The organism is Methylobacterium guangdongense (assembly GCF_038442355.1).
GTDB classification, from domain to species: domain Bacteria; phylum Pseudomonadota; class Alphaproteobacteria; order Rhizobiales; family Beijerinckiaceae; genus Methylobacterium; species Methylobacterium guangdongense.
The window spans coordinates 69,975-96,053 of sequence record NZ_JBBXMX010000007.1 but is presented as its reverse complement, the minus strand read 5'-3'; the positions used below and the strand labels follow the sequence as shown (position 1 = coordinate 96,053).

Sequence of the window (26,079 nt, the reverse complement as noted above, 5' to 3'; positions counted from 1 at the left end):
TGCGGCCGGGGTGTTGCCGACCCCACGCAGTCAGCTCGGCCAAGCGGCTTCAAAGATCTGAGGCGCTGGCCTTCATGAAAGCCGGCGCCCCTTTCGTAAGCGTGCTCCCCTCTCCCAACCCGCTTCGCAGGCCACCCTCCCCCGCAGAGGGGGGATGGAAGCGCGTCGCCCTCACCCCTCCAGCAGGAAGATCATCGTCGCCAGCGGCGGCAGGGTGAGCGACAGGCTCTGGCCCTGGCCGTGGCTCGCCTGATCGTCGGTGTGGCGGCCGCCCGCATTGCCCACGTTCGAGCCGCCATACACACCGGCATCCGAGTTGAACGCCTCGCGGTAGAACCCCGCCTGCGGCACGCCGATCCGGTAGCCCTCGCGTGGCACCGGCGTGAAGTTCGACACCACGATCGCGATCTCGCCGGGCTTGGCGCCCTTGCGGGCCCAGGCGATGACGCTGTTGTCCTGATCGTCCGCCACCAGCCACTGGAAGCCCGTGTGCTCCACGTCGCGGCTGTAGAGGGCCGGCGTCGAGACGTAGAGGCGGTTGAGGTCCCGGACCACGTCCTTGACGCCCTTGTGCAGCGGGTCGTCGAGGTGATGCCAGTCCAGGCTGGTGTCGTGGTTCCACTCCCGCTCCTGGCCGAACTCGCCGCCCATGAACAGCAGCTTCTTGCCGGGATGCCCCCACATGAAGCCGAAATAGGCCCGGAGATTCGCGAATTTCTGCCATCGGTCGCCCGGCATCTTGTTGAGGAGCGAGCCCTTCCCGTGCACCACCTCGTCGTGGGACAGGGGCAGGATGAAATTCTCCGAGAAGGCGTAGAGCAGCCCGAAGGTCAGGTTGTGGTGGTGGTAGCGGCGGTGGATCGGGTTCTCCTGCATGAAATGCAGGGTGTCGTGCATCCAGCCCATGTTCCACTTGAAGCCGAAGCCCAGGCCCCCGGTATAGGTCGGGTGCGAGACTCCCGGCCAGGAGGTCGATTCCTCCGCCACCGTGATGGTGCCCGGCGCGTGGCTGTAGGTCGCCTCGTTGGTCTTGCGCAGGAAGTCGATGGCGTCGAGGTTCTCGTTGCCGCCGTAGCGGTTCGGGATCCACTCGCCCTGGCGGCGCGAGTAATCGAGGTAGAGCATCGACGCGACGGCATCCACGCGCAGGCCGTCGAGGTGATAGTGCTCCAGCCAGAACCGGGCGTTGGCGGCGAGGAAGGTCGCGACCTCCGTGCGCCCGAAATTGTAGATGTAGGTGCCCCAATCCTGGTGGAAGCCCTGGCGCGGGTCGGCATGCTCGTAGAGATGCGTGCCGTCGAACAGGCCGAGCCCATGGGCGTCGAGCGGGAAGTGACCCGGCACCCAGTCGAGCAGCACGCCGATCCCGGCCTCGTGGGCGGCCTCCACGAAGGCGGCGAAGTCGTCGGGTGTGCCGAAGCGGCTGGTCGGCGCGAACAGCGAGACCGGCTGGTAGCCCCAGGAGCCGTCGAACGGGAATTCGGTGATCGGCAGCATCTCGATATGGGTGAAGCCCATATCCTTGACGTAGGGGATCAGCCGCTCGGCCAGCTCCCGGTAGGTCAGGTAGCGGTTGCCCTCCTCGGGCACCCGCGCCCAGGAGCCGAGATGGACCTCGTAGACCGAGATCGCCGCATGGCGCGGATCCTTCGCGCCGCGGGTGCTCATCCAGCCGGCATCGCGCCACTCGAACTCGCTCGCCCCGTAGGTGACCGAGGCGGTCTCCGGCGGGTGCTGAGCCGCGAAGGCGACCGGGTCGGCCTTGAGCGGGATCAGGGACCCGTCGGACCCGCGGATCTCGAACTTGTAGCGCACCCCGGCCTTGAGGCCCGGCACGAACAGCTCCCAGACGCCGCCATCCTGCCAGAGGCGCATCGGGTGGCGCCGCCCGTCCCAGTCGTTGAAGTCGCCGACGACGCTGACCTTGCGGGCATTGGGCGCCCAGACGGCGAAGCGGAACCCGTCGATCCCGTCGAGCTGGCCCGACTGGGCGCCGAGGATCCGGTAGACGAGGTTGGTGCCGACCTCGCGGAGCGCCGCCACGTCGTACTGCTCGATCGAGGAGCCGAAGCCGTACGGGTCGTAGCGGCGGCGCTTCGTCCCGTCCCAGGACTCGACCTCGATCTCGTAGAGCGGCCGGTGCTCACCCTCGACCTTCGCGACCCAGAACCCGTCCGGGTGGCGCTTCTCGAACGGCGCGGTGCGTCCGTCCATCACCAGAGTGGCGGCTCGGGCCTCGGGCAGCACGGCGCGCACCTCCCAGGCCTCGGGCCCGACCCGGTGGGGGCCCAGCACCGAGAAGGGGTCGCCGTGGCTCGCGCCCATCAGGGCCGCGATCGCGTCCGGATGGACGCTCGGGGCCGCCGCATTGGCCCCGGAGCCCGGGACATCCGCATGCCGCGCCGTCCCAACCTCCGGGTCGGCCCGTCCTGCGAAGGTCTCGTCGATCGCCGTCATTCCGTTGCTCCGGGCTCGTTTCGATCCGTGTCCAGAATGGTGAGAACCCCACGGGCGGGGATTTCGATCCAGTCCGGCCGGTTGTTGGCCTCGTAATCGACTTCGTAGAGCGCCTTGGTCAGCAGGCAGAGGCGCAGCAGCCGGTCCCGGGTCTCCGGATCGGTCACCGCCGCCCGCGACTCCGCGATCGCGGCCTCGTAGCCGGAGAGGAACGCCGCCTCGATCATGCCGCGCCAGGCGGTGGCGGCATTGCGCGCCCGCTCCTCGGAATCGGCGAACCGGGCGGTGATCTCCCGGATCACCGTCTCGGCGCCGTACGCGAAGGAGCGCATCAGCCCGGCCACGTCGCGCAGGGGCATCGACTTGGCCCGGCGCTCGTCGGCCGGCCGCGACGGCTCGCCCTCGAAATCGACGATGATCAGATCGTTCTCGGCGACCAGCACCTGACCCAGGTGGTAGTCGCCGTGGATGCGGGTCTTGTGGGCGCCGCGCGGCGGCTCGGCGGAGAGCTGATCGATCAGCGCCTCGACCTCGCCCCGGCGCTGGGCGAGTTCCGTGCAGGCCGGCCTTCCGGCATCAAGGCCGCGCTCGGCCTGCCCCTTGAGCGCCCGGAAGGCGCGCTCGGCCTGATGGCGGGCGTCGCGGGCCAGCACCGCGAGGTCGCCCTCCTCGAAGGGTTCGGCCGCGAAGGCCGCGTCATCGGTCTCGATGGCCAGCGCCGCGTGCAATTCGGCGGTGCGCCGGCCGAGGAGATCCGCCCAGGGCCGGTGGGCCTGGAACGCCTCCTCGGGCGCCGCGGCCTCGCTCTCCGGGGTGAGCACCACGGTCTCGAAGTCCCGGCGCAGCCCCTCCAGCATCAGCGTCCAGGCATCGCCCTGGTTCATGACGAACTTCTGGAGCACCGCGAGGGCCGTGCGGGTGCCGTCCTCGGCGACATGTTCCAGGGTGCCGAGCAGCGCCGGGGTATTCGAGAAACCCGCCTGCTCGGTGAGGAAGCGGCCGACCTCGATCTCCGGATGCGTGCCCGGCTGCAGGCGGCGCAGGAGCTTGAGCATCATCTTCGAGCCGATGGCGATCGAGGTGTTGCTCTGCTCGGCCGAGAGCCGGCGGATATCGGCCACGTCCACCGTGACCTCCGGATCGAAGGCCGAGGTGGTGGCGAAGACGAGCCGCCCGCTCTCCGTCGGCAGCTCGGTGCCCTGGCGCATGGCGTCGATCAGGCCGGCCGCGAAGTCGTTGGAGCCGGCCGCCCCGTAGAGCAGGCCGGTGCGCGGGCCGCGGCGGACGCGGGCCACCGCGAAGGGCAGCAGGGTCTCGTCCTCGCGGCCCTCCTCGACGCCCACCGGCACGAAGTACTGGTGGGTCTCGCCGTTGGCGAGCAGCACGTCGAGGCGGGGCAGCAGGAAGCGCGCGCTGCCGTCGACATCCTTGACGGCGGCGCAGTCGATCACCTTCACGCCCTTGATCCGCGAGCCCTTGGCGCCGAACCAGCGCCGGCTCATCAGGAAGGGCGGCACCACGGTGCGCTCGAAGGCGACGCGCTCGCGGCCCGACATCAGGGTCTCGATGCCGCCGGTGAGCACCAGGGTGAACAGCTCCGGCGGCTCCTGCTGCGGGCCGATCACCCCCGACCGGGCGGCGCTCAGGCTGAACCAGTAGAAGCCGTAGGACGGCAGGGTCAGCAGGTAGGGCAGGTCGCCGATCGGCGGGAACTCGGTGCCGCCGGTCAATTCGATCGGCACCGCGGTGCGCAGTTCCGACAGGTCGAGCTGCACGGCCTGGGGTGCGCGAGACAGGTTCGCCACGCAGAGGATCCGCTCGTCCTCGTGCTCGCGGATCCAGGCCAGCACCTTGCGGTTGCTGGGGTACAGGAACTGGATCGTGCCGCGCCCGAGGGCGACGCTGTTGTTGCGGATCGCGATCATGCGCCGCGTCCAGTTCAGCAGGCTCGTCTGGGCCTGGGTCTGCGCCTCGACGTTGATCGCGTCGAAGCCGTAGATCGGGTCCTGGATCGCCGGCAGGAACAGACGCTGCGGGTTGGCGCGCGAGAAGCCGCCGTTGCGGTCGGGGCTCCACTGCATCGGCGTGCGCACGCCGTCGCGGTCGCCGAGATAGATGTTGTCGCCCATGCCGATCTCGTCGCCGTAATAGAGCACCGGCGTGCCGGGCATCGACAGGACGAGGGACTTCATCAACTCGATCTTGCGCCGGTCGTTCTCGAGCAGCGGCGCGAGGCGGCGGCGGATGCCGAGGTTGATCCGGGCGCGCCGCTCGGCGGCATAGAACGACCAGAGGTAGTCACGCTCCTCGGCGGTGACCATTTCGAGCGTCAACTCGTCGTGGTTGCGTAGGAAGATCGCCCACTGGCAGCCCTCGGGGATCTCCGGGGTCTGGCGCATGATGTCGGTGATCGGGTGCCGGTCCTCCCGGGCGATCGCCATGTACATCCGCGGCATCAGCGGGAAGTGGAACGCCATGTGGCATTCGTCGCCGTCGCCGAAATACTGGGCGGTCTCCTCCGGCCACTGGTTGGCCTCGGCGAGCAGCATCCGGTCCGGGTAGCTGGCATCCAGCGCCGCCCGGATCTTCTTGATCACGTCATGGGTTTCGGCGAGGTTCTCGCAGTTCGTGCCGTCGCGCTCGATCAGGTAGGGGATCGCGTCGAGGCGCAGGCCGTCGACGCCCATGTCGAGCCAGTAGCGCATGGTCGCGATGACCGCTTCCAGCACCTTCGGGTTGTCGAAGTTCAGGTCGGGCTGGTGGCTGTAGAACCGGTGCCAGAAGTACTGCTTGGCGACCGGGTCCCAGGTCCAGTTCGACGCCTCGGTGTCGAGGAAGATGATCCGGGTATCCCGGTACGGCTCGTCGGTATCCGACCAGACGTAGAAGTCGCGCTCGGGTGAGCCGGGGGGCGCCTCCCGGGCGGCCTGGAACCAGGGGTGCTGGTCCGAGGTGTGGTTGATGACGAGCTCGGTGATGACCCGCAGGCCGCGCTCGTGCGCCGCCGCCACGAAGGCCTTGAAATCCTCCATGGTCCCGTAGGACGGATTGATGCCCTCGTAATCGGCGATGTCGTAGCCGTCGTCGCGGAGCGGCGAGGGGTAGAACGGCATCAGCCAGATCGCCGTGACGCCGAGATCGCGCACGTAGTCGAGGCGCTGGGTCAGGCCCTCGAAATCCCCGATCCCGTCGTTGTTCGAGTCGAAGAACGACTTGACGTGGATCTGGTAGATGATGGCGTCACGGTACCATTGCGGGTCGCTGCGATCGATCATCGCGTCGCTGCCTCATCGGTCGAATCGGACGGGACCGGCGGGTTAACCAGCCGGGGCGCGGGCTGGCGGGTGCCGCGCGGGTACCAGGGCCGGTGACGGGGATGCCCGCCGCCAGCCTCAACTGTCATGAGCGAGTGCCACGGTCGGCCTCAACCCGCAACCCGCCGCGGCGCCCGAAGACGCCAGATGATGCAGGATCGCTCGGCCGGATCGAGGGCGATCCGGTGGGTCTTGCCGCGCAGCTCGAACGTGTAGCCCTGGAGCAGGTCCTCGACCTCGACCGCCCCGTCATCCGGCAGGCCGAACAGCCAGAGCGGCACCTCGTAGGTGCATTCCTGGCGGTTCTTCGGGTCGAGGTTGACCATCGTGAAGACGCAGTTGTCGCGCTCCGGGGTCGCCTTGACGTAGGCGATGATGGTGTCGTTCCAGGCGCCCGTGAAGGTCACGTTGCGGAAATCCCAGAGGGCGGGATTCTCGCGCCGGATCTTATTGAGCTTGATGATGTGCTCGCGGATGTTGCCGGGCCGGTCGTAGTCCCAGGCTTTCAGCTCGTACTTTTCGGAGTTGAGATACTCCTCCTTGCCCGGGTACGGCGCGGCCTCGCACAGCTCGAAGCCGTTGTAGATGCCGTAGACCGACGACAGGGTCGCGGCGAGCGTGCCGCGGACGATGAAGCCCGCGCGCCCGCTGGTCTGGAGATAATGAGGATTGATGTCGGGGGTATTCGCAAAAAAGTTCGGGCGGTAATACTCGCCCATCTCGCCGGCCAGCTCCAGAGCGTAGTCGGTCAGCTCCTGCTTCGTGTTGCGCCACGTGAAGTAGGTGTAGCTCTGCTGGTAGCCGGCCTTGGCGAGCTTCTTCATCATCTTCGGCCGGGTGAAGGCCTCGGCGAGGAAGATCGCATCCGGATACTGGCCGTTGACCTCGCCGATCACCCATTCCCAGAACGGGATCGGCTTGGTGTGCGGGTTGTCGACCCGGAAGATGCGCACGCCCCGGGCGCACCAGCCGAGCAGGATGTCGCGCAGCTCGATCCAGAGCGAGGGCAGGGCGCCCCCGTAGAAGTGGACGTTCGAGATGTCCTCGTACTTCTTCGGCGGGTTCTCGGCGAATTTCAGCGTGCCGTCGGGCCGCCACTCGAACCATTCCGGGTGGTTCTTGATCCAGGGATGATCCGGCGAGCACTGGATCGCGAAATCGAGGGCGATCTCCATCCCGTAGGCGTGGCTCGCCGCGACCAGCCGCTCGAAATCCGCCAACGTGCCGAGGTCGGGATGCACGGCCTCGTGACCGCCCTCCTCCGCGCCCACCGCGTAGACCGAGCCGACATCGCCGGGCTCGGCCTTCAGGGTGTTGTTCTTCCCCTTGCGGTTGGTCCGGCCCACGGGGTGGATCGGCGTGAAGTAGAGGACGTCGAAGCCGAGTTCGCGGATCTCCGGCAACCGACGGATCACGTCGTCGAAGGTGCCGTGGCGGTTCACGTCCATCGACTGCGAGCGCGGGAAGATCTCGTACCAGGCGGAGAACCGGGCCGCGAGGCGGTCGGCGATCACCGGCAGGGTCACGGGGTAGCGGGTGAGATTCACCCGCTCGGCGTTGCGCCGCACGAGGCTCGCCGCGTCGGGGGCGAGGATCCGGTCGAGCTGGGCGGCCGAACCCGTCTCCTCGGCGGCGAGGGCGGCCACGAGCGCGGCGAGGCGCTCGGCATCCCGGCCGCCGCGGGTGCGGGCCAGCGAGGCGGCGGTCTCGACGAGCGCCACGCCCTCGATCGTCTCCAGGCGCACGTCGACGCCGGCGGCGCGCTTCTTGAGGGTGTCGCGTACCCAGGACGAGAAGGCGTCGCGCCACGCGATCAGGGTGAACTCGTAGCGGGCGTTCTGCTCCAGGGGGAATTGCCCGGCCCAGCGGTCGTTGTCGACGAAGACCATCGGGTCCTCGCGCCACGTCTCGCCTCCGGACGCCTCGGTGCCGGCGACCCGCGACAGGATCGCGGCGTCGATGATCTCGTGGCCGTCGGAGAAGATGTCGGCCTCGACCCGCAGGGATTCGCCGACGACCCGCTTCACCGCCGAGCGACCGCCGTCGAGTTCGGGCGTCACCGCCTCGATCACCACGCGGCCCTCCCCGTCCGGGGTGCCGCGCGTCGGTTGGCGGGCGACCGCCTGGGCGCTGGCCGCGAGGATGCGCAACTCGCCCGGCAGCAGGTCGATGGCGCTGCCGGGGTGGAAGGCGATCGGCTCGGCCTCCGGGGTCCGGTCGACGAAGGTGCCGAGCATCCCGCCGGTGCGGGCGATGAGCGACCCGGCCTCCACCGGCACCGGCTTGTCGGTCGGGTTGTAGAGCACGATCAGCCCGTGCTGCGCCGAGGCCGGATGGCCGGTGTCGAAGCGGGCGAGCGCCACGAGGTCGCTGTCGGGCGCCGAGATCCGGAACTGCGCGCCCTCGACATTGGCGGCCGGCAGCTCCGCCCGCAGGGCGTTGATCGCCCGGATGGAGGCCGAGATGTCGATGCCGGTCTGGTTCTCGCGGTCGCCCGGGGTGGTGTCGACCACGTGCAGCGCCCGGCGGTAGCCCCACTCGTAGCCGATCGGCATCAGCACGCCGGCCGAGAAGAAGGCGGCGAGGGCGTAGCGGGTGCGCAGATGGGCCGCCACCGCCTCCGGGCCGCCGCCGATCTCGGCGGCGAGCCGCTTCATGTCGTGGTTCTCGGGGAAGGCGATGGAGGGCGCCAGCACCCGCAGGCGCTCGTACTGCTCCAGCGCCCAGGGCTTCTTCAGGTCCCACCACGCGAAGGAATTGAACAGGTAGTCGAAGCCGGCACCGGCCGTGGCCTTGGCCTCCTCGAAGGTGCAGCCCAGGGTCTCGGCGGCGAACAGGCAGGCGGGGTCTTGGCTCTTGGCCTGCCCGATCAGGACCCGCCAGGTCTCGGGCGGCACCTTGTAGGCGGCGTCGCACCGGAAGCCCTTCACGCCGAGGCCCTGGAGATGCGCCACGTAGGCGCCCCAGATCCGGGTCAGCTCATCCCGGGCGGCCGGCGTGTGGTAGTCAAGCTCGGCGAGGTCGCCCCAGACGGTGCGGATCGACGGATCGTCCGGATCGACGGCGGCCGGATGCATGATCGAGCCGTCCGGCTCCTTCATGAACAGGTCGGGCCGCTCGGTGGCGAGCCGGGCGTTGTCGGCGGTGTGGTTGATCACGAGGTCGGTCATCACCGACAGGCCCAAAGCCTCCGCGGCGGTGCAGAAGCGGCGGATCTGCTCGTCGTCGGGCGTGCCGTCAGGATCGCGGAACCGCTCGTCGAGGCGCTCGGGATCGGCCACCGCGTAGAGGCTGCGCGAGCCGCCGGTCTGATGGAACGGGTTCAGGTAGACCCAGTCGAAGCCGAGCGCCGCGATGCGCGGCAATTCGGCGGTCCAGTCCGAGACGCGCCCGACCAGGAGCGGGAACAGGTTGTAGATCCGCGGCCCCTCGGCCCGGGGCGCGAGCGAGGCCGGCAGGACGGCCTCGGCTCCGGACGTCGCGGCGGCTTTGGTCGGTGCGTTCATGCGGCCCTTCGGCTCCCGTTCCCTGTGTCGTAACGCTCGAACCGCACCAGCGTGCCGCGCGATCCGGCCTGTGTTCTCTCAGCAGACTTGCGTGACAAGGCTGCGGAGGAGGCTGCCACCTGCGCATGCCCTTCCCCCGCTGCGGAGGAGGGTGGGAGAGCCGGATGTGGCGGCTCCCCTCACGGCTCCCGCCGCAGCACCGCGTAGGGCAGAACGCGCAGGAGTTCGCCGAGATCGGCCCCCTCCCCGCCGCTCTCAACCACCCGGTCCGAGACGAGATCCCGCCAGCGGGTTCCCGCCCCGAGATCGACCCGGGTGCCGGCAAAAGCCTCGCCCGACCAGCCGGTCTCGCCGGCCAGGCCCGCGAAGAGCCGCGGCACCGCGACGAACAGGTCGCCGCCCTCCTGGCCGGGATCGGTCCGCCGGTAGGCGATCACGTGGTCGGCCCGCGGACCCGTCGCGTCGACGGGCTCGTGGGCGGCGCTGGCGTAGAAGTCCGGCCGCTCGGCCCGCTCGGCGAGGAGCCGCGTGAGCGTCGCCTGCTTGACCCGCCCGTCCGGCCAGTGCGCCAGCAAGTCCGCGGGTGTCCCGCCCCGCTCCAGCATCCGCTCCAAGGCCGGATAGTCCACCGGGCGCCGGTTGTCGGGATCGACGAACGAAAAGTCCCAGATCTCCGTGCCCTGGTAGGTGTCGGGCAGGCCCGGCAGGGTGCATTTCAGGACCGTCCGGCCGAGGCTCGCCAGCATGCCGAGATGGGCGAGCCGCCGGGCGAAGGGCCGGAGTTGCGCCAAGAAATCCGAGCCCGGGGCGATCAAAGCCGTGAACAGCTTCCGGACCGCGCCCTCGTAGACCTCGTCGACATTGACCCAGCTCGACCGGCGCTTGCCCTCGCGCATGGCCTTCTCGCCGTAGGCGATCAGCCGATTGCGGAAATCCTCGATCGCGCCCGCCTCGTCCTGCTCCAGCAGCTCCAGGGGCCAGGCGCCGAGGATGGCCTGGAAGAACATCCACTGGTCGTTGGCGTCGGGGGCCGGCTCGCCGTCGATCCGGGCGAGGTGCGGGCCGGCGGTCCGCTGCCACAGATCCCAGGCCTTGGCCCATTCCTCCGGGATCTCCGAGAGGGCGAGCAGCCGCGTGCGGGCGTCCTCGCCGCGCTTGGTGTCGTGGGTCGCGGTGGTGATCATGGCGCTCGGCCAGTCGCGGGCGCGGGCGATCTGGAGGTCGTGGAAATGCTCCGCGTCGATGCCGTACTCCCCCGGATCGCCGCCGACCTCGTTGAGGCCCAGCAGGCAGCTGTACCGATAGAATAACGTGTCCTCCAGGCTCTTGGCCATGACCGGACCGGTGAGCTGCTGGAACCGGCGGCGGAACCGCAGAACCACCCGCGGGTCCGGCCGCCCGGGGCCCACCGTCTCGATCCGCCCGAGCAGGACGTCGGCGGCGAAGTCGTGGACCGAACGGTCGGGCAGGCTCGACCAGCGCTTGGCCTTGGCGACCGCCCCCTCGATCAGGCGCACGTCCTCGGGCTCGACCTCGCCCTCCTCCAGCTCCGGCGGCAGGTAGCTCCGGTAGGTCGGGAAGCGCGCGATGATCTCGATCAGCGCCCGGCGGAGCGCGTTGACGGTGAAGTCGCGGGTGCGCCGGTCGGCATCGGCGACCTCCTTGAGGTCGGTGGTCAGCACCTCCAGCTCGCTCGCGAAGCTGATCTCCAGGATCTCGGCCTTGGCGGCGCGGAGCTGGAAGCCGTAGGGCTCGTCGAAGCCCGTGGCCCAGGTGTAGAGGCGCTCGACCTTGCCGCGCTTCCCCTTGTCGACCAGGATCCCGTCGAGCTGGTTGAGCACGTCGTAGCCCGTGGTCCCGGCCACCGGCCAGGGCCGCAGCCGCTCCCCCGGCTCCAGGATCTTTTCCACCACGACGTAGAAGCCCGGCCCGACCGCGGCCTGCAGCGCCCGCGCGTAGCCCAGCGGATCGGCGAGCCCGTCGATGTGGTCGATGCGCAACCCGTCGATCCGGCCTTCGCGGACGTGCCGGAACACGGTCTCGTGGGAGCGGTGGAAGATGTCGGACAGCTCGACCCGCAGGCCCGCCAGGGAGTTCACGTCGAAGAAGCGGCGGTAGTTGATGTCGCTCGACGCCACCCGCCAATGGGCCAGCCGGTAGGCCTGCGCCTCCAGCAGCCGGTGCAGCGGCCCGAAGCTGTCCGGGCGGCCCTTGAAGCCGTTGAGCAGGGCCAGCGTGCTGGCGGTGGCCTCCTGGATCAGCGGCGAGACGCCGTAGATCTCGGCGAGCCGGCGCTTCAGCCCCTCGGCCTCCTCGGGGAAGGTTTGCCGCCGGGTCTCGTCGGTGTCGATCGCCATGGCCCGCAGCCGCTCGGAGATGGCGAGCAGCTCCGCGGTGGTGTCGTCGTCCACTGCCCCGATGGCGGCGATCACCCGGTTGAGGATGGTCGGATAGCTGAGCGGCCGGATCGGCAGCTGGTGCTCGTAGTGCCAGACGCTGAAGGCGCCCGTCTCGGGGTCGAACTTCAGCTCCAGCGTGCCCTTTTCCAGGGCCTCGCCGTAGCGGTCGCCGAGGAACGGGATCACGAGGTTGCGCCCGGCCCCAAGCCGCTGCCAGTCGATGTCGAAGGCGTCGGCGAACGGGGACAGGGAGCCCCACTCCAAGACGGAGAGCCACCACGGATTGTCGGACCCGCCGACGCCCATGTGGTTCGGGACGATGTCGAGCAGGAGCTTCATCCCGTGGGCGTGCAGCGTCTCGGAGAGCTGAATGAAGCCCTCTTCGCCGCCGAGTTCCGGGTTGATCGCGCCGTGGTCGACGATGTCGTAGCCGTGGGTCGAGCCGGGCCGCGCCTTCTGGAGAGGCGAGGCGTAGACGTGGCTGATACCCAGCCGGTGCAGGTAGGGGATGATCCGGCCCGCATCCGCGAAGGTGAAGTCCTTGTGGAACTGCAGCCTGTAGGTCGAGCGCGGCGGCGGCGAGGCCAGCCGCGCAGCGCCCGAACGCGGGCCTCGCGCTTCAGCCGACAGGGAGGCCGCGAGCTTCGCCAGCGGGCCGCCGGGGGCGGCGATGTCGGCGAGGTCCCGGTCGAGCTTGCGCCGCCAGTTCGGGTAGCCCTCGGTGGAGCCGGGCACGTTGGCCTGGGCGAGTTCCGAGACCACGTCCTCGTACTGGACGGCCGTGAGCATCGCGGGCGCGCGGGCGAGGTAGCGGGCGGCGGCCTCGAAGGGGGCGGCGTCCGGCGGCTCGGCGGAGGGGATGAGCTGCTCGCCCGCCAGCGCCTCGGCGAGGCGGCGGCGTTCGACCACGCGCTCGGCCCGTTCGGCCTCGGCCCGCTCCTGGTCGTAGAGGCCGAGCGACTGGCGGGTGTCGGTGTCGACCCCGCGCCACCAGCCGACGAAGGTCGGCAGGTCGTGGGTGGTGATGGCGGTGAGCGCGTCGCGCGGATAGGCCGAGGGCGGCTTGAACCGGCCGTCGGCCTCGCGCTCGAAGGCCAGGATCCGATAGCTCAGCACGCCGGCCCGCATCAGCGCGTCGGAGAAACCCTCCGGTGCGGTGCCGAGGTCTTCCGCGATGACGAGGCACTTGTTGCGGTGGCTCTCCAGCCGCAGCACCGCCAGCATCGGCTCGAACGGCATCGCCACATAGGCGCCCGCCTGAGCGCCCGCGCCCAACGGGATCAGGTAGAGCCGGGCGAGCTGGAAGGCGTGGTCGATCCGGATCGCGCCGGCGTGGCGCATGTTGGCCTGGACCAGGGCGCGGAAGGCGGCGAGCCCGTCGCGTTCCATCGCCAGCGGATCGAAGGCCGGAAGGCCCCAGTTCTGGCCCTTGGGGGCCAGCAGGTCCGGCGGTGCGCCGATCGAGACCTTGTCGGCGAAGCGCTCGGGATGGGACCAGATCTCGGAGCCGCCCCGGTCGGCGCCGACCGCGAGGTCGCGGTAGAGCCCGACCCGCATGCCCGCTGTGAGCGCCGCCGCGGAGGCGGCCTCGAGTTGCCGGTCGGCGAGGAATTGCAGCCAGGCATGGTAGCCGACCAACTCGGCGTTCTCCGCCGCGAAGGCCGTCACGGCCTCCGTGCCGGCCCGGCGGTAGTCCTCCGGCCAGTCGCCCAGCCAGTGCGCCCCCTGCCCCCGGAAATGCTCCGACAGGGCCTCGAAGATCGCGTGGGATTCCAGATCCGCGCCGCCCTCCTGGCGGAAGTGCTCGAAGCCGGCATCGGTGCCGGCGCGGGCCGGCGAGTCCGCCCACAGGGCACGGAGCACCGGATCGAGCACGTCGTGCACGCCCTGGTGGTCGACGAGGGCGGCTTCGCGCAAAGCCGTGATCGCGCCCTCCCGCTCGGCGAGCAGCGCCTCGGCCCGGGAGCCCGCGAGGCCCGGCAGGCTGCGCGGGGCGATGAACAGCGTCTCGAGGAACAGGCGCGAGGAGGGCGAGTAGGGGGAGATCTTGGTCCGGTCGGAGCCGAACAGGGCGTGGACCGGGCTCAAGCCCAGGAACGCCGCCCCGCGCAGGGCCGCCTCGCGGGCGGCCTCGCCGGCATCCGCATAGGTGCCGATGCCGATATTGGTGGCCGAGCGCAGGCCGTAGAGCTGGGCGGCCAGACCCCAGTCGGAGGCGCCCTCCTCCGTGTAGGGGCGCGGGCGCCAGCAGCGCTGCGGCGCGGCGATCACCCAGGCCTCGGTGCGGCTCTGGCCGGCCTGCACGATGAGGCGATGATAGCCCGGCGTCAGCGGCGGCAGCTCGAAGCCGGGATCGGACCCCTGCGGGTTCGCCCGCCCCTCCCGGGCCGTACCGCGCTCGTCCACGAGGCGCCAGACCAGGGTGTGGGGCACGCCCTCCTGCAGACGCACCGGAATGCGCGCCCCCCGGCGGGCCTCCACGGGCAGAAGCGGCGGGATCAGGCCGCGGCGCAGGCGCTCCACCGCGGCGAGGCTTTCGGCGACCGCATCGTCGTCGTCCACCGCGAAGCCCAGGGCCGCCAGCAGACCCCGGCGCACCTCCAGGGACGTCTCGACGGGCTTGCCGAAGGCGTCGGTGTAGCCGCCGGCGACGCCGACGAGGTCGGCGAGCTGCTCCAAAGTCCTCACGTTCACGGCGCTCACGAGCGGGACTCCGTCAGGAACACGCCGGTCCAGGAGGGAAGATCGCGTCCGGCCCCGTCCGGGGCATTGGTCCAGACCAGCTTGGCGCCGCCCGGATCCAGCGCGAAGGGCTCGGTCCCGACATTGGCGACGAAGCGCAGGGTGCCGGCGCCGAAGCGCCACGTGCAATCGACCACATCCGCCCGCGGCAGCGTGGCGGCGGCGCCCGCGTAGCCCGACTTCGCCAGGGGCACGACCACGTCGCGGCGCAGGCCGAGGAGCCGGGTCGTCTCGGCCAGCACCTCGCGGTGGGGCGAACGCTCCCGCTCGGACCAGTCGAGCTTCGAGGCCTCGAAAGTCTCGCGCTCCGTGGGATCGGGGATCTTCCCGGTGTCGTCCGCGAAGGCGGCAAAGCTCTTGAATTCCCGGCGGCGGCCGTCGCGCACCGCCTTGTTCAGCTCCTCGTCCGGCGCGAAGTCGACGAAGAACAGGAACGGCGCCGAGGCCGACCATTCCTCGCCCATCCAGAGCATCGGGATCTGCGGTGCCAGCAGGAGCCCGGCCCGGGCGAGGTCGAGCTTCCTCGGGTCGGCCAGATGGTTGAGCCGCTCGCCGAGCGCCCGGTTGCCGACCTGATCGTGGTTCTGGAGGAAGGTCACGAAGGAAGAGGGCGGCAGGTGCCCGGAGGGCTCGCCGCGGGGATGGTTGTCGAGGGTCGAGAACGGCTCGCCCTGATAGGCGAACCCCTCCGCGAGGCAGCGGGCGAGGTGCGCGACGGGTTTGTCGGCAAAGCTTTTATAATAGCCGGCATCCTCGCCGGTGAGCAGGACGTGCCAGCAATGGTGCAGGTCGTCGGCCCACTGGGCGTCGTGCATCTTCGGGCGCCCGGCGGCGTCGCGCTCCAGCCAGCGGGCCTGGTTGGCCTCGTTCTCCAGCATCAGGTGGATCTGGCGGTCCGGAAAAAACTTCCGGATCGTCTCGCCGAGCTCGGCCAGGAAGTGGCGGGGCGAATCGTCGAGGATCGCGTGGACGGCGTCGAAGCGCAGGCCGTCGAAATGATATTCCTCCAGCCAGTACAGGGCGTTCTGGATGAAGTACTGGCGCACCGTGGCGCCGCTCTCCTTGCCGTCGAAGTTGATGCCGGCGCCCCAGGGGGTCTGGTGGCGCTCGGTGAAGAAGGTCTTGGCGTAGGCGTGGAGGTAGTTTCCGGCCGGGCCGAAGTGGTTGTAGACCGCGTCGAGGTAGACCATCAGGCCGAGCCCGTGGGCGGCATCGATCAGGCGCTTGAGGTCGTCCGGGCGACCATAGGCGCCATCGGGGGCGTACGGCAGCACGCCGTCGTAGCCCCAGTTGCGCGAGCCCTTGAAGTCGGCGAGCGGCAGCAGCTCGATGGCGGTGACGCCGAGCGCCTTGAGGTCGGGCAGCCGGGCCTGAAGGCCGGCATAGGTGCCCTCCGGCGTCGCGGTGCCGACATGGCACTCGTAGATCACCGCCTCCTCGAACGGCCGCCCGGTCCAGGCCTCGTCGGACCATTCGAAGCCGCGCGGGTCGATCACCTCGCTGAGGCCCGACACGTCCTCCGGCTGGAAGCGCGAGGCGGGATCGGGGGCGATCAGGTCGCCGTCGATGCGGAAGCCGTAGCGGGCGCCGGGCTTCACCCCGGGCAGGGCGGTGCGCCGCCAGCCGCCGCCGGATTCGGGCAGCGGGTGATCGATACCGTCGACGACGAGGTCGACGCTCTGCGCGGTGGGCGCCCAGAGGGCGAAGCGGACGCCGCCCCCGACCATCTCGGCCCCGAAATCCATGCTGTGGGCGCGCCGCATCGGGCCACATTCCTCGTCATTGGCCGCGCGCCAAGGGCGCAAGCGCTGCAGATCATCCGTCGTGGGAGAAGGCCCCGGGGTCGATCCGGTTCCCGCAGCGCAGCTATGGCGCAGTGGGTGTGTGGCAATGGGGGGACGCAGCGTCCGTATTTCCCCCGCGCCGAGGGGCTACGACGTTCGCACATCGGCACGGTCGAGGCGCAACCTGCCCCTCTCCCGTGCGGGCTACCGGATGCACACATCTCGCTCGGACACCGACGCCGGCGGCCGAGCGCGACGCACCCCCTCTCCCGTGCGGGAGAGGGCTGGGGTGAGGGATGAGAACTTTCAGGAGGAGGCACGCCCTCGACGCGCGGTCACTGCGCGCCTCGTCCGGAAGGACCTGATCCCTCACCCTGTCCCTCTCCCGCACGGGAGAGGGGACCTGCGCTTCGTCCTGCAGCCGTGTCGCCGCTCGCGATGTGTGACTCCGCAAGCCCGTGCGGGAGAGGGTTGGGGTGAGGGTCGACAAGTCTCAGGATTGAGCACGCCAGCGAAGCGCTTTCGGGTCGTGCTTCTTTCGGACAGTTCTCATCCCTCACTATGTCCCTCTCCCGCTCGGGCTACGATATTAAACTTCGCGGGCCGGGGCGCTCTCCTCCCCCTTGCGGGGAGGAGTTGGAGGTGGGGGTGGTTCAGGATCGGGCGGCGCGGTGCCTTCTGCGCCACCCCCACCCCTGCCCCCTCCCCGCAAGGGGGAGGGGAAACGCGCTTGTTTCTCAGGCCCTTGGCGTCCGGAAGAGAAGTGTGAATCCGTTAGCCCGAGCGTCAGAGGGGACCAGCGCCTTGTTCTGTCGCTGCAACCGCCACGCTCGATATGTAAATCCAGAGCCCACCATGTGCGGAGCCTCGGACCGAGCTGGCACCCTTATTCCTGAACGAGCTTCGAAGCTGTTTGCCGTCCCGGACCAGAACGCTCATCGCCGTCCCCACGCCGGAAATCGAGGTTGAGCTCTGGATCCACCGAGCCCCGCAGGCTGCGAAAGACCTTTACGAATTCCGCATCAGCCGCCGAGGGTGCAACCGGATTGGGTGCTTCTCGCGTCACCTGATCTCTCCGCGGTCGATCCATGGTCATGGCTGCCCTAAAGCCGGAACCTTCACGCCTCGCGGCGTGACCGATGCACGACCACAAACGAGCGCTGACCGCTACGCCCCCGGCACCCAGCCACCCCGACTCCCGGCCTCCGCCTTCGGGGCAGTGAGCACCAGAACCGCCCGCCCCGGCAACGGCACCGCGGCACCGGCTTCGTAGGTCGCGGCATCCGGTAGCAGCACCCCCTCCGCCTCGCCCGTGTCGAAGACCGGCCGCCACGGGCCGCCGATCGCCGGGGCGAGGTGGAAGGTCAGAGCCCCCTCCCCGGCGTTGAACAGCATCAGCAGGCGGTCGCCCGGGCCGCCGTCATTGCCGATCTGCATCCCGAACGCCTGGAGCCCGTCGTCGGACCAGTGCCGGTCGCCCATCTCGGTGCCCTCGGGCGCCAGCCAGTGGACGTCGCGCAGGGGCTGGTCCGGATCGATCAGGGCGCCGGTGAAGAAGCGCCGCCGCCGCAGGGCCGGCTGAGCCTGCCGCAGGGCCAGCAGGTTGGCGACGAAGCCCGTCAGCGCGGGGTCCGGATCGACGCTCCAGTCCATCCAGCTCGTCGGGTTGTCCTGGGCGTAGGCGTTGTTGTTGCCGCCCTGGCTGCGGGAGCGCTCGTCGCCCATCAGCAGCATCGGCACGCCCTGGGCCAGCATCACGGTGGCCAGCATGTTGCGCTTCTGCCGGGCCCGGACCGCCAGGATGGCCGGATCGTCGGTATCGCCCTCGACGCCGTAATTCCGGCTGACGTTGTGGCCGTGGCCGTCGCGGTTGTCCTCGCCGTTGGCCGCGTTGTGCTTCGCCTCGTACGCCACCGTGTCGGCGAGCGTGAAGCCGTCGTGGCTCGCGATGAAGTTGACGCTCGCGAGGGGCGAGCGCCGGGAGGGCGCGAACACCTCCCGGGAGCCGGTCAGCCCCTGCGTGACCTTGGCGAGGGTTCCGGAATCGCCCTTCCAGAAGCCGCGCGTGGCGTCGCGGAACTGGTCGTTCCACTCGCTCCAGCCGCGCGGATAGCCGCCGAGCTGATAGCCCCCCTCCCCGATATCCCAGGGCTCGGCCACCATCTTGACCCGGGCGAGGACCGGATCCTGCGCCACCGCCTGGAAGAAGGCCGCCTGCGGGGTGAAGGCGAGGGGCGCGCGCCCGAGGCTCGACGCGAGGTCGAACCGGAAGCCCGCGATCCCGTAGGCGGTCACCCAGTGGCGCAGGGAATCCAGCACCAGCTGCATCACCCGCGGGTGGCTCACGTCGAAGGTGTTGCCGCAGCCGGTGCAGTCGATGGTGCGGCGCCGGTCGGCGGGGTCGAGCTTGTAGTAGCTGGCGTTGTCGATGCCGCGGAACGCCAGCGTCGGGCCGGTATGGTCGCCCTCCGCGGTGTGGTTGTAGACCACGTCGAGCCAGGTCTCGATCCCGGCGGCGTTGAGCTCCCGGATCGCCGCCTTCAGGCTGCCGAGGCCGCCCTCCCCCAGGTAGCGCGGATCCGGGGCGAAGTAGCTCAGGGGCTGATAGCCCCAGAAATTGACGAGGCCCTTGTCCACCAGGAAGCGGTCATCGACGAAGCCCTGGATCGGCAGGAGTTCGAGCGCCGTGACGCCGAGCTTGACGAGGTGCTCGATGATCGCCGGATGGGCGAGGGCCGCGTAGGTGCCGCGCTCGGGTTCGGGGATCGCGGGATGGGTGCGGGTCAGCGCCTTGACATGCGCCTCGTACACCACCGTGTCGGCGAGCGGCCGGCGCACCGGATCGAGGGCGAGGTCGGGCACCTCGGGGGCCGTGACCACGCAGCGCGGCATGTAGACCGCGCTGTCGCGTCGGTCGATCCGGTCCTCGCGCCCACCGCGACGGTGCCCGTAGAGCGCGTCGTGCCAGCGGATCTTCCCGCGGATCTCCCGGGCGTAGGGGTCGAGCACCAGCTTCGAGGGATTGAACCGGTGGCCGTTCGCCGGATCCCAGGGGCCGTGCACCCGGTAGCCGTAGAGCTGGCCCGGCAGGACGCCGCGCAGGTAGCCGTGCCAGACGTCGTCGGTCCGGCAGGGCAGCCGCACCGTGCGGGTCTCGTGCCGCTCCCCGGGCTCGAACAGGCAGATATCGACCGCCGTCGCGTGCTCGGAGAACAGGGCGAAGTTGACCCCCCGCCCGTCGAAATGCGCGCCGAGCGGCGCCGGCACCCCGTCATCGACGGCGATCATGGGTTTCCAAAGGGCCGTGCCCTTTGGTGGGTCGTCAGGGCGAAGCCCGACATTCGGGCGCCGCCCGACAGCAGGGCTCTGCCCTGCACCCGCAAAAGGTCCCGACCTTTTGAAACCATGACGTTATTCGGCCGCGGCGGCGGTCTTGGTGGGCGGCTCGCGCTCGATCGTGCGGAAGTTCTCGAGCTCCGCCAGGAAGTTGCGCGCCCACCAGTCGACATCCTCGCGGGTCATGCGCTCGACCATCGGCTTCCAGCGGGCCAGCCGCTCGGCCTTCGGCATGTAGAGCGCCGCGCGGATCGCCTCCGCCACCTCGAACTTGTCGTAGGGGTTGATCAGCAGCGCCTCGGGCAGCTGGCGGGCGGCGCCGGCGAATTTCGATAGGACCAGCACCCCCGGATCGTCCTCGGACTGCGCGACCACGTATTCCTTGGCGACGAGGTTCATGCCGTCGCGCATCGGCGTCACGAGGCCGACCCGGGCCGCCCGGTAGAGGCCGGCGAGCACGGGCCGCGGATAGGCCTTGGTGATGTACTGGATCGGCGTCCAGGCCGGGTCGCCGAGGGAGCCGTTGATCTCGCCGACCTTCTCGTTCACGTCGCGGGCGAGCTGCTCGTATTCCGGCACCTCGCTGCGGGATTTCGGCGTGATCTGGATGTAGGTGACGTTGCCGCGCTGGTCGGGGTTCGAGGCGAAGAAGCTCTCCACCGCCTCCATCCGCTCAGGCACGCCCTTGGAATAATCGAGCCGGTCGACGCCGATCAGCAGCTTGCGGGTGCGCAGGCCCGCCATGGTCTCGCGCACGACCTTGTTGGCGCCGGCCTTCTCGGCCGCCTCCTTGAAGCCCGCCACGTCGATGCCGATCGGGAAGGCGCGGATCCGGGTCCGGCGGCCATCAACCATCAGCGAGCCGCCGCCGAGCGGGATCGCCCGCTGGGTGTCGACGAGGTTGCGCTGCAGGTTCTGGACATCCGCCTCGGTCTGCAGGCCGATCAGGTCGTAATCCACGATCGCGCGCAGCAATTCGGTGCTCGCCGGCAGCGAGTTGAACACGTCGGCGGCCGGCCAGGGGATGTGGTGGAAATAGCCGATCGGGTTGTCGAGCCCCAGGCCGCGCAACTCGGCGGCGAGCGGCAGCAGGTGGTAATCGTGCACCCAGATGATGTCGTCGGGCTCGACCAGCTTGGCGAGCGCCCGGGCGAAGGTGCGGTTCACCCGGCTGTAGCCGGCATAATCCGAGCGCGAGAAGGCGCCGAGCCCGAGCCGGTAATGCATGATCGGCCACAGGGCTCGATTCGCGAAGCCGGCGTAATATTCGAGGTGGTCCTGGGGCGAGAGATCGACCACCGCGTACTGGACGCGGCCCCGGTCGATCAGGGTCGGCTCCTCGGAGGGCTCCTCGGTGATGGTGCCGCTCCAGCCGAACCACAGCCCCTCATAGGCGGTGAAGGCCTCCTTCACGGCGACCGCGAGGCCGCCCGCCGCCACCGCCTTGCCGCCCTCCTCCGGGACGGCGACGCGGTTCGATACGATCACAAGGCGTGCCACGCGGGTCGGCTCCGGATCAGGGGCGCGGGTCGGGTCGAGGATCTCGCCGCGCCTGCATCGGGACATCAACTATATGTCAGAACGCGCGGGAACCCTGCGCGATCCTTTGTTGGTCTTGATCGACCCGAGTTGGGGCGACCCAAGGTGGCACGACCCAAGCGTGAAGCCGGGCGCGGGTCAAGTCGTTCCCGTACCGTTCCGGGACAGGGCGGCCACTCCGTCCCGGCACCGTGCGGCGCACCAGCCGACCCCGCGTGCACGAGTCGGCGAGGGCCGAGCGATGGCCGTTGTCGAAGCGTGGCGGTTCTGACAGACCTTGGCTGAACAGGAACTGACCGCTGCGCCGAGTCGCACCGTTCGGGGGATCCGGTGAACCTGAATCGGGTTCGCAGCATGCGGCACCGGAACCGGGCACAGCTGAGTCGGTTACTCAGCCATCGCGGGGGCCGCGGCCGTCGTGAGCGGTACCCACCCCGCGGCGCGAGGAGTAATTTCGAGATGGCCGGCAACGAGTTACCCCAGGATACGCTCAAGGACGCGCTCCACGGGGCCGCGCATGAGGCCCCGCAGGGCGCTTCCCATGCGGCCGCCGACGAGCGCGCACAGTGGCGGGCCCTGCAGGGCGATGTCGAGGGTCTGGCCGACGTGGCGGCGGAGCGCGGACGCGGCCTCCTCGATGCGGCGCGCCTCCAGGCGCAGAGCTACGTCGAGCAGCGCAAGGGCGACGCCGCGCAGTCGGTCCACGATCTCGCTCAGACGATCCGCAATTCCGGCCGTGATCTGGGCGACAAGCCGAACGTGCGCGCCTTCTTCGACAGCGCCGCCGATGGTCTGGAGCAGCTCGGCTCCTCGATCGAGCGCCGCAGCCTCGGGGATTTCTACAGCGAGGCCGAGTCCCTCGCCCGCCGGGCCCCGGTCGCGGTTGCGGTGGGCACCTTCGTGGCCGGCCTGATCGCCGCCCGGTTCATCAAGTCGTCGAGCCTGCCGCCGGAGGCGCCGGATGGCGACGCCCGCGACAGCTTCCGGGCCTGACGCCATGGCCCAGGGGACTGATCCGCGCCAAGCGGGCCCATCTGCCGGCCCGTCTGCCGGTGCCACCGGTGCTTCGAGCATCCAGAGCCTGATCGGCGATGCGCTGCGCGAGACCAACGAGCTCGCCCGCAAGGAGATCGCGCTGTTCCGCGCCGAGATGGCGGGCAATATCCGCCAGCTCATCGTCGGCCTCGCCTGCATGGTCGGCTCGGCGGTCTTCGCCGTGGTCGCCCTGCTTGTGCTGATCGGCGCCTTCGTGAAATGGCTCGCCACGATCGTGGGCTCCGAGTGGCTCTCGGCCCTGATCGTCGGCGGCGTGCTGCTGGTGCTGGCCCTCGGCATGGCCCTGTGGGCGCGCAGCGTCCTCTCCCTCTCCACCCTGGCTCCGAAGCGCACTACGCGCCAAGTCCGCCAGGATGCCCAGGCCCTGTCGGAGCGCGTGTCCGGATGAGTTCGATGAACGACCTCGAGAAGGAGATCGAGGAGAGCCGCGCCCGGCTCGACGACACGATCGACCGCATCCAGGGGCGGCTCTCGGTGCCGAACTTGGTGGACGAGATGCTGGGCAATGCCCGGCGCGTGCCGGCCCTGAACACGACCTACGATTCGGCCCTGGAGGCGGTGCGCCGCAACCCCGTGCCGGTCCTGCTGATCGCGGCCGGCGTCGGCCTGCTGTTCAACCGGATGGCGAAGGATGCCCAGCGCCGTCGCACCGAGGTCGCGGCTGCGCGCGTGCCCACCCTCAACACCGGCGCGGCGCGTACCTACGACCCCGATCTGCCCACCGCCCGCCCGGTACACGATCCGCTGGACAAGACCGAGATCTGAAGACCTGCTCAAACCGGACGCGAACGCACCAAGCCGGCCGGCAGGCCGGAGGGAACGGCGCTGCCTTCTGAGGCCGCGCAGCCGAGACGGACATCCGAGGACACCGCCATGACCGACAAGCCGGGCACCCCCTCCACCTCCTCCCGCACCCCCGAGCAGATCGCCGCCGAGGCGGGCATGCCGCACGGGTCCGGCGGTACCGGCCTGCGCCCGGATCCGGCCGGCCTCGGCGATCCGGGCGCGCCCGGCACGGCGGCGGGCGACTTCACCCTGCGGCCCGATCCCCGCGGCCTGCACGACCCGCTTCCACATGGCGGCACGCCGCTCTCCTCCGGTGGGATCTCGGGGGGCGCTTCGCATGCCTCCGATCCGGCCTCCACCGTGAAGGACGGTGTCCGCGCGGCGGGCGACCGCGCCGCCGACCTCGCCGGTCAGGCCAGCCAGACCGTCTCCAGCTTCGCCGACGATATCGGCAACCGCCTGGGCGGCGCGGCCGATCAGGCCCGCGACCGCGCCTCCGCGGCCTATGACGACGTGCGGGGGCGTGCGGAGGGGCTTCACCGGCGCAACATGCGGGCGCTCGACGACCTGACCAGCCAGGGCATCGACGGGCTGCATCGCGGCCGCACCGCGGTCGAGCGTTTCGTGGACGACAACCCGCTCCTCGTGGGCGTGGTGGGCGTCGCCGCCGGCCTGCTGCTCGGCGCCCTGCTGCCGCGGACCCGCCAGGAGGACCGCAACATCGGCCCCTGGGCCGACGAGATGCGCGATCAGGGCCTGCGCTACGCCCGCGAGGTGACCAGTATCGGCCGCGAGTTCGTCGAATCCGCCCTTGATCCGGACAATCTCAACGCCGCCGCCCGCAAGGTGGTGGATCCGGACGGGCACAAGCCGCCGGAAGGCGAGCGGAAAGAGCACACGCTCTGATTCGGGTTCAGGCCTACGGTGCGGGTCGAAACTGCACCGTCATCACGAGTAGAGCGAAGTGACCCAGGGCCGCGGCCACACCTAGACCCGTGGCGCCGTTGGATTGCTTCGCTCACTCAGACGAACTGGAAACGTGCTCGTTCAGGCGGACCGAACCGAGCGTCCGGATCAATCGCGATACAACCCCGCATGCGCCTCGCGGAGCAGGTTCTTCTGCACCTTGCCCATGGTGTTGCGCGGCAGCTCGTCCGCGAACAGGACGCGCTTGGGGCATTTGAACTTGGCGAGACGGCCCTCCAGGGCGGCCTGCACGCCCGCCTCGTCCGGGCAGCCCGGGCCGCCCACCACCACGGCCGTCACGGCCTCGCCGAAATCCGGATGGCTCAGGCCGATCACCGCCGATTCGACCACGCCCGGCAGCGCGTCGATCTCGGTCTCGACCTCCTTCGGGTAGACGTTGAAGCCCCCTGAGATGATCAGGTCCTTGCCGCGCCCGACGATGTGGACGTAGCCCCGCGGGTCGACCTTGCCGAGATCGCCCGTGATGAAGAAGCCGTCGGCCCGGAACTCGGCCGCCGTCTTCTCCGGCATGCGCCAGTAGCCCTGGAATACGTTCGGGCCCTTCACCTCAATCATCCCGACCGTATCGGGGCCGAGGGCCGCACCGCCCTCCGGCTCGACCACCCGCAGGGACACGCCCGGCAGCGGGAACCCGACCGTGCCGGCGACCCGGTCGCCGTCATAGGGGTTCGAGGTGCTCATGTTGGTCTCGGTCATGCCGTAGCGTTCGAGGATGGCGTGGCCCGTGCGGGCCTGCCAGTCCCGGTGGGTCTCGGCGAGCAGCGGCGCCGAGCCCGACACGAACAGGCGCATGCCCCTGGCCGCCTCCGGCGTCAGGCCCGGCTCCTTGAGGAGGCGTGTGTAGAAGGTCGGCACGCCCATCAGGACGGTGGCCCGGGGCATCAGGCTCAGGATCAGCTTGGGATCGAGCCGCGGCAGGAACAGCATCGAGCCGCCGCTCGCCAGCACCGTGTTGGTGGCCACGAACAACCCGTGGGTGTGGAACACCGGCAGGGCGTGGATCAGCACGTCGTCGGCGGTGAAGCGCCAGGTATCGACCAGCGTCCGGGCGTTCGAGGCGAGGTTGTCGTGGGTCAGCATGGCGCCCTTGGAGCGCCCGGTCGTGCCCGAGGTGTAGAGGATCGCCGCCAGATCCTCCGGCCCGCGGGGGACGTCGGCGACATCGCCGTCCTGGCGGTCGGCGGCCTCGGCGGCGCTGCCGACGCCCGCCGCATCCAGCGTCCAGATCGTGCGGACACCGGAGGCCGCCGCGCTCAGCGCCTCGCGCCGGCCCGGGTCGCAGACGAAGACGGCGGGTTCCGCGTCGCCCAGGAAGTAGCCGATCTCGGCGGGGGTGTAGGCGGTGTTGAGCGGCAGGAACACGCCGCCGGCCCGGACCACGCCGAGGTACAGGAAGATGACCTCCGGGCTCTTCTCGACCTGCACGGCCACCCGGTCGCCGGGCGCGACACCCGCCGCCCGCAGGGCCGCCGCGTAGGCGCCGGCGCGGGCGATCAGATCCGCGTACGTGTAGCGGCGGCCCTCCGGCGTCTCGATCACGGTCTTGGCGGGATCGGGGACGCCGTCGCGGATCAGGGAGAAGAGATGGTTGGTCATCGGGCGGCTTGGGCTGTGGCGGCTTGGGCTGTTGCGGGCCTTCGTGTCTCCCGCACCCATAGCCGCCTCAGGGGCCTCCCGGCGAGCCCTTTCAGGCGGCGAGTCGCTGCCGCGATGACAGGAAGGCCCCCTCCGGTGCCCGTTCGGGGGCGAACAGGCCGAGGCCGGTGGGCGCCGGCATGCCGACATAGATCGCCTCCATGCCGCCCCGGCCATAGGCCTCGTGCCAGAAGCCGGAGCCCTTGGAATCCCGGGAGAACGCCCGCCACCACGTGCGGTGCGGCTCGGAGCGGGTGAAGCGCTCCAGGCTCTCCAGATCGCGCCAGTACTGGCGCATGCCGACATGGCTCAGCCCGAAGAACAGGTTTTCATGCGCCAGCAGCCCGTCCGGCCGCGACCGGACCGCCGCACTGATGCCGCGTCCGAGACCCACCAGCGCCAGCAGGCCGCGCCAGCGGGTGACCCGGAAACCGAGATAGACCACCACGAGGTCGGGATAGGCGGAGAGATCCACGGATCGGCGGACGGGGGCAGCTTGCATGACGCCGTCTCCTACGCTTTGTATGCAGCGTAAACA

At 70.1% G+C, this 26,079-nt stretch carries 13 protein-coding genes; 4 read left to right on the top strand and 9 right to left on the bottom strand.

The features are described from left to right. Positions 1-171: 171 nt before the first annotated feature. The 7 genes from glgB to AAHG09_RS15335 form a co-directional block, all read right to left on the bottom strand. Complete coding sequence (glgB, locus tag AAHG09_RS15365; RefSeq protein ID WP_342108265.1) at positions 172-2,457, bottom strand: 1,4-alpha-glucan branching protein GlgB; 2,286 nt, start codon at positions 2,455-2,457, stop codon at positions 172-174. Next, positions 2,454-5,732: a maltose alpha-D-glucosyltransferase gene (gene treS, locus AAHG09_RS15360; RefSeq protein ID WP_342108264.1), complete on the bottom strand. Its 3,279-nt coding sequence runs from the start codon at positions 5,730-5,732 to the stop codon at positions 2,454-2,456. The genes glgB and treS overlap by 4 nt, the downstream gene beginning before the upstream one ends. Before the next feature lie 149 nt (positions 5,733-5,881). Further along, entirely contained in the window at positions 5,882-9,277 is a 3,396-nt protein-coding gene (locus AAHG09_RS15355) for a maltotransferase domain-containing protein (RefSeq protein WP_342108263.1), read from the bottom strand. Positions 9,278-9,456: 179 nt separating this feature from the next. After that, positions 9,457-14,364: a malto-oligosyltrehalose synthase gene (locus AAHG09_RS15350; RefSeq protein ID WP_342108457.1), complete on the bottom strand. Its 4,908-nt coding sequence runs from the start codon at positions 14,362-14,364 to the stop codon at positions 9,457-9,459. A gap of 11 nt (positions 14,365-14,375) precedes the next feature. Then, on the bottom strand, positions 14,376-16,181 hold the full coding sequence (gene treZ / locus AAHG09_RS15345; RefSeq protein ID WP_342108262.1) for a malto-oligosyltrehalose trehalohydrolase: 1,806 nt from the start codon (positions 16,179-16,181) through the stop codon (positions 14,376-14,378). 1,188 nt (positions 16,182-17,369) lie between these two features. Continuing rightward, on the bottom strand, positions 17,370-19,490 hold the full coding sequence (gene glgX, locus AAHG09_RS15340; RefSeq protein ID WP_342108261.1) for a glycogen debranching protein GlgX: 2,121 nt from the start codon (positions 19,488-19,490) through the stop codon (positions 17,370-17,372). A gap of 123 nt (positions 19,491-19,613) precedes the next feature. Next, positions 19,614-21,038, bottom strand: coding sequence for an alpha,alpha-trehalose-phosphate synthase (UDP-forming) (locus AAHG09_RS15335; RefSeq protein WP_342108259.1), 1,425 nt, complete (start codon positions 21,036-21,038; stop codon positions 19,614-19,616). A gap of 498 nt (positions 21,039-21,536) precedes the next feature. On the opposite strand from AAHG09_RS15335, the gene AAHG09_RS15330 reads away from it, so the two are divergent. The 4 genes from AAHG09_RS15330 (at position 21,537) to AAHG09_RS15315 (ending at position 23,825) form a co-directional block, all read left to right on the top strand. After that, a complete protein-coding gene (locus tag AAHG09_RS15330) occupies positions 21,537-22,070 on the top strand; it encodes a hypothetical protein (RefSeq protein ID WP_342108257.1) in 534 nt (177 codons plus the stop codon). A 4-nt stretch (positions 22,071-22,074) separates the two neighbouring features. Next, positions 22,075-22,521: a phage holin family protein gene (locus tag AAHG09_RS15325; protein ID WP_342108256.1), complete on the top strand. Its 447-nt coding sequence runs from the start codon at positions 22,075-22,077 to the stop codon at positions 22,519-22,521. Positions 22,522-22,526: 5 nt separating this feature from the next. Further along, complete coding sequence (locus tag AAHG09_RS15320; RefSeq protein WP_342108255.1) at positions 22,527-22,898, top strand: DUF3618 domain-containing protein; 372 nt, start codon at positions 22,527-22,529, stop codon at positions 22,896-22,898. A gap of 108 nt (positions 22,899-23,006) precedes the next feature. Beyond that, entirely contained in the window at positions 23,007-23,825 is an 819-nt protein-coding gene (locus AAHG09_RS15315) for a hypothetical protein (protein ID WP_342108254.1), read from the top strand. Positions 23,826-23,993: 168 nt separating this feature from the next. Here the strand turns inward: AAHG09_RS15315 and AAHG09_RS15310 are convergent, their stop codons facing one another. Both AAHG09_RS15310 and AAHG09_RS15305 read right to left on the bottom strand, forming a co-directional pair. Continuing rightward, entirely contained in the window at positions 23,994-25,502 is a 1,509-nt protein-coding gene (locus tag AAHG09_RS15310) for a malonate--CoA ligase (RefSeq protein ID WP_342108251.1), read from the bottom strand. Between the two features lie 91 nt (positions 25,503-25,593). Then, on the bottom strand, positions 25,594-26,043 hold the full coding sequence (locus AAHG09_RS15305; protein WP_342108249.1) for a monooxygenase family protein: 450 nt from the start codon (positions 26,041-26,043) through the stop codon (positions 25,594-25,596). Positions 26,044-26,079: the final 36 nt, after the last annotated feature.